At 70.2% G+C, this 2,831-nt stretch carries 2 protein-coding genes, 2 tRNA genes and 1 pseudogene; 3 read left to right on the forward strand and 2 right to left on the reverse strand.

Annotated elements, in window-relative coordinates:
• Position 1 precedes the first annotated feature (1 nt).
• From GT030_RS06345 to GT030_RS06355, 3 genes are all read left to right on the forward strand, one after another.
• Positions 2–74: transfer RNA gene (locus tag GT030_RS06345), tRNA-Ala, on the forward strand.
• Positions 75–396: 322 nt separating this feature from the next.
• Complete coding sequence (locus GT030_RS06350) at positions 397–630, forward strand: hypothetical protein (RefSeq protein ID WP_006136074.1); 234 nt, start codon at positions 397–399, stop codon at positions 628–630.
• Positions 631–718: 88 nt separating this feature from the next.
• Positions 719–791: transfer RNA gene (locus GT030_RS06355), tRNA-Ala, on the forward strand.
• Positions 792–902: 111 nt separating this feature from the next.
• Here GT030_RS06355 and GT030_RS06360 read toward each other — a convergent pair.
• On the reverse strand, positions 903–2,513 hold the full coding sequence (locus GT030_RS06360) for an NADH-quinone oxidoreductase subunit NuoF family protein (RefSeq protein WP_135794130.1): 1,611 nt from the start codon (positions 2,511–2,513) through the stop codon (positions 903–905).
• Positions 2,510–2,831: pseudogene (locus GT030_RS06365) on the reverse strand (cytochrome b/b6 domain-containing protein); the annotation flags it as partial. The gene GT030_RS06360 and the pseudogene GT030_RS06365, both read right to left, overlap by 4 nt.

A 2,831-nucleotide genomic window follows, 5' to 3' on the forward strand; every position in this document is an offset into this window, starting at 1 on the left:
AGGGGCTATAGCTCAGTTGGTAGAGCGCCTGCATGGCATGCAGGAGGTCAGGAGTTCAATTCTCCTTAGCTCCACAGATCGACACTCCTGGTGAGTGATCAGAGATCGGTGATGAAGATCCCGTCCCCTCGAGGGGCGGGATCTTCTGCTTGTCCCCCGCTCGGGCCGTTCGCTTGAGTCGTTCGCGTTCCATGGTCGTATACCTCGGCGAACGGTCTTCGCGCGGAGGCGACCGTGTCCGGACCGGTACTGAGGCGTCGCTGACCGTGCAGGCCCGGCCGTGGCAGAATCAGACGGCCGGAAGGGGGCTCGGCCCGACGGGAGGGAGTGGCGATGCCTGCGAGCATCCTTGGAGGTTCCGCGCACGTGGCCTGTGGCCATTGCTGGAGCTGAGCGATGGGTGCACACAGGCGGAAGTGCGACTGGTGCGGGAGCGGCACCCCGATCGTCCGCGACATGGAGCCGATCAACCCCGACTACCAGTACTGGTGCGAGGAATGCGCCCGGGCGCTGATCATAAAGGGCGACCCCATCGAGACGTACCGCGAACTGGAGGGGGAGCCGATCTACGGCCGGCTGCTGGAGGAGCACTGCACGCTCAAGCGGTTCTACTCCTTCGTCACGGCATAACGGACATTACGGAACCGATTTGGTGTTCCACCCCAGGGTCCGTGTAATGTTGGCTTCGCCGCCGGGGAAACCGGGCGGAAAGCAACAAGGGGCTATAGCTCAGTTGGTAGAGCGCCTGCATGGCATGCAGGAGGTCAGGAGTTCAATTCTCCTTAGCTCCACAGAAAACGAAGGCGGACCGTCACAAAGACGGTCCGCCTTCGTCGTGTTGTCAGTCGCCTGTCCGTGGCCGGGCGGGCCGTCCCTCCTCGGGCGGCCCGCCCGGCTCCGTCTCAGCGGCCCAGTGCGCGCCGTCCCCGGCCCTGGGAGACCACCGGGAGGTTCCGGGCGGGCGCCTGGCCGCGGGTGTCCTCCTCGATGCGCAGGGCGAGCGCCGGGCAGCGGCGTACCGCGCGCAGTGCCTTCGCCTCGGCGTAGCGCGGGACCTGGGCCTGGGCGACCGTCGGGAAGCCGTCCGCGCCCAGCTCGAAGACCTCCGGGAGGATGTCCGCGCAGAGCCCGTGGCCCCGGCACAGCGTCCAGTCGACGTAGATCTTCTGGCGGCTGCCCCCGGACTCCTCCGGCGCCGCGCCGCCCGTGATGCCGGCGGGGAGCCTGCCGTCCTCGAACAGCGGCAGCACGCCCTCCACGGGGCGTCCGCAGCCGTTGCCGAGGACGTGGGCGGCCAGGTCGTCCGTGAACGCCTTGATGGTCGACTCCAGGAACATCGCCGAGCCGTCCGGGTGCGAACACGCCCCGCGCCGCTTCACGTTCTTGGCGACCTGCTTCAGCGCTTCCAGCGCGGCCGGGCCGCCGCCGTTGATGATGTCCTCCATGCCGCGCGCGGCGGCGGGCAGTCCGAGGTAGCACGGGCCGCACTGCCCGGCGCTCTCGTCGGCCAGCCACTGCGCCACCCGCAGCGACTCGCCCAGCGGGCAGGTCTCCTGACTGATCGGCAGGATCGCGCCCGCGCCCAGCGCACCGCCCACGGCGTCCAGCGAGTTGCGGGAGACGACCGCCTCGTTCACCGTCGCCGCGTCGATCCACTTGCCGTGGTACCCGCCGGTCAGCACGCCCTGCGGCACCGGCGGGGCACCGGCGAGCTGGAGGATGTAGCGCAGCGGCACACCCGTCGGGGCCTCGATCACCATCGGGCGGGCGACGGCGCCGGACACCGTCAGCATCACCGTGCCCGGCTCGTCGTACAGACCGGTGTTGCCGTAGCGCTCGGGGCCGATGCGGGCGGCGATGGCCAGCTGGGCGAAGGTCTCGGCGTTGGAGAGCAGGGTGGGGACCCCGCCGACGCCGCTCTGCGAGGCGCTGATCTTCCGGCCGGGCGGGATCGCCGGGCCTCCGTCCACCGAGCGGATCAGGGAGGCGGCGGCGCCGGTGACCATGCGGACCGGGTTGCGCTGCACCCAGGCGCGCAGGGCCGAGCGGCGCGAGTTGCTCAGGCCGCGCTCGGCGAGGGCCGCCTCCATCGAGCGCTGGGTGGACTCGCGGGTCACACCGATCACCAGCGTGCGCGCGCCCATCGCCTCGGCGCACAGCAGCGCGCCGTCCAGGATGAGGTGCGGGGCACGGTTGATCAGCACCGTGTCCTTGCGGCAGGCCGGCTCGTCCTCGCTGCCGTTGACGACGACGACCGGGCGTACGCCCTTCTTGATCGCCGACTCGGCGACCGAGCGGAGTTTCTTGTGGAAGGGGAAGCCCGCGCCGCCGCGCCCCTTGAGATGGATCTTCTCGGCGAGCTGCGCGAGCTGCTCACCGCCGAGCGGCTCGAGCGGCCCGTGCACCTTCAGATGCATGGGCAGGTCGAGCCGCTCCACAAGGTCGAAACCCGACGTGAGCTGGGGAAGTCCGACCACGCGGACCTCGGGGACGTCGGGAAGGGCCTCGTTCACCTATGGCCTCCGGAAGGCGTGTTCCAGGGCTCGCCCGAACCCGGCGCGTCGTATCCGGCGCCGGGGGTCGCTTCAGAGGCGGGACCGCTGTTGAACGTTTCGGAGGAGTTGTACGTCCCGTAGCGGGCGTTCGTCTCACCGGTGTTGTACACATCACTTCCGCCGTATCCGGGGGTGCCCGGATTGCCATAGGCGGGGATGTTGTATCCGGTGTCCTGGAGCGGGTCGTAGGAGGAGCGCGGGGCCTCGCCGACCGGGGGCGGGGACGGCACCGGCCAGCTCGACGCGGGGCCGGTGGCGGCTGTCGCCGGACGGCCG

It is taken from the genome of Streptomyces sp. SID1328, assembly GCF_009865595.1.
Classification (GTDB): domain Bacteria; phylum Actinomycetota; class Actinomycetes; order Streptomycetales; family Streptomycetaceae; genus Streptomyces; species Streptomyces griseoluteus.